At 42.0% G+C, this 1,995-nt stretch carries 3 protein-coding genes; 2 read left to right on the top strand and 1 reads right to left on the bottom strand.

Annotated features, from left to right (window positions below; all coding sequences use genetic code 11):
* Nucleotides 1-569 precede the first annotated feature (569 nt).
* A complete protein-coding gene (locus AC1DPQ_RS26315) occupies nucleotides 570-1,304 on the top strand; it encodes a LytR/AlgR family response regulator transcription factor (RefSeq protein ID WP_477578676.1) in 735 nt (244 codons plus the stop codon).
* Between the two features lie 24 nt (nucleotides 1,305-1,328).
* On the opposite strand, the gene AC1DPQ_RS26310 is transcribed toward AC1DPQ_RS26315, so the two are convergent.
* Nucleotides 1,329-1,481: a hypothetical protein gene (locus tag AC1DPQ_RS26310; RefSeq protein WP_477578675.1), complete on the bottom strand. Its 153-nt coding sequence runs from the start codon at nucleotides 1,479-1,481 to the stop codon at nucleotides 1,329-1,331.
* A 92-nt stretch (nucleotides 1,482-1,573) separates the two neighbouring features.
* Here AC1DPQ_RS26310 and AC1DPQ_RS26305 point away from each other — a divergent pair.
* The coding region (locus AC1DPQ_RS26305; protein WP_477611375.1) for a hypothetical protein at nucleotides 1,574-1,995 on the top strand (422 nt) is incomplete at its 3' end.

Below are 1,995 nucleotides of genomic sequence, written 5' to 3'. Positions count from 1 at the left end.
GTTTTGACTAGAATTTAGTTAGCGATAGTCGTCGGCATATAAACAACATACCATTATATTTATGGTGTTGGTAGGCATTAATGTTTATAATATTTTGGCTGTTAACTCAGAAACAATATTGGAAAAATTGTGGCCTAGTGATTAAATAAGCTGTATTATGGAAGATTACCAAAAAATGGCCACTGTTTTTGAGGCAAAGGGCCACTACATTTCAACATAAGGTGCGCGCTGATCACTCCCTTAAAGTTGTTTTTGGCGGATTTTAAGCGCTTTTACGGTCTACTTTATCTGTTTGGGCTCATCTTCATTCAATAGTGTTTTTTAGCAGTAAGCTAAACCGTGAGATACGCATATGCAACATGCTCAAACGCAATATGGGGTCCAGGCGCTGAAAGCTGCCATGAAAAATGTAATACGTAGCATCTATTAGCTTGGATAGTGGTGCACTGTCTCAGTAATAAGACCCATTTTCYCCATAAAACAACCTATTTTCGGGAAAAAGATGATAGAATCCCATCAAAAAAAAAATTAAAGCCCTATCTTTAAAACCCAAACAGAAACTAGTCGTAATGTACAAGTGCATAATTGTAGATGATGAGCCGCATGCGGTAGCGGGATTGAAGCGGTATATCGACTCGGTTCCCCAGCTGCAATTGGTCAAAAGTTACACCGATCCGCTCAAAGCGCTTATCGAAATCACTGCGGATGAGCCTGTGGATCTGATCCTGATGGATGTGGACATGCCAGGTATTACCGGAATTGAGCTGGCAAAGGAGGTGAGGCAGAAGACTGATAAACTGATCTTTACCACTGCGCACCGTCAGTACGCTTTTGATGCCTACGAGGTTGCGGCGGATGCATTTTTATTGAAACCCTATTCCCTTGGAAAGTTCATTGTTATCTTTAATAAGCTCTTTCCGCAGAAAACCGGCGATGGCGGTGTGACGGCTGCCGATGATTTTATGTTTATCAAAAGCAAGGAAGAAAATCTAAGGCTGATCAAGGTGAATTACAGTGACATTGTTGCAGTGGAAAGCAAAATGAACTATGTGCAGGTACACACCAGGGACAAGAGTTTTCTGACTTATAGCACGCTGGGTGAAATAGCCAAGAAATTGCTACCTAGAGAGGGTTTTCTGCAGTTCCAGAGAAGTTTTATCATTGCGCAGAATTATATCGAATATATTGAGGGGAATACCATCAAGATGGTGACTGGGACAAAGATCACGGTAGGGGACCACTACAAGAAGTATTTTAATGAGTTTGTTGACGATAAGCTCTTCAGGGCGAAGCGTAAAGGTTGAGCGGAGGCCCTGAAGAGWTGCCGTTTATTGGAAGATCACTCCAGAGCCCGTTGCTGTTGTGGTCAGGGTCACTGTAGTAGTATCCGTTGGATTGCTGCCAAAGTTTCTGGGCTGATTTTTAGTTGATCTGAATACAAATACGGTTCTTGTTTTTAGGGTGTTTTTTGGCTGTTTCATAATGTTTTTTTATGAAAACTAGCTCCCTTGGACAGGCCCCGAAAAGGACTGGGATAGTACCTGTACTATCCTACTTATAAAGGAAAATACACATGAAAAAAACTATTTCAACAGGGTTTAAGCCGTACTGGGTACATGTCCTGGTCTGGTCTCTATTTATCTGTTATGAGGTTGTGGCGGTCGGCCTGATGGTGGGGGCTTTTGGGCATCCTGTGAATTATATTTCCCATTACCTGATTACCATCGGGGTATTTTATCTGTCTGCGCTTTTAGTTCTGCCTTTTGCTTTTAAGCTTAAAGCGCATGCGTTCTGGCGCGCGCTGCTCGGTGTGGCCCTGCTTTTTCTAATCTTTCTTTTGGCCAATTATTATATGGATCTGTTGATGATCCATTGGCATTTTGCCAACCGCTCGGAGGATTTTTCGCTTACGTGGGGTTATAGTTCCAAAATTCTTTACCGCTGGATTTATGTGTTCGGTTTTTCGGCGGCATATTTTTTCCTTAAAAACTATCT

It is taken from the genome of Pedobacter sp. 01T416_2, assembly GCF_056398925.1.
This window is presented reverse-complemented; position numbering and strand designations above follow the sequence as displayed.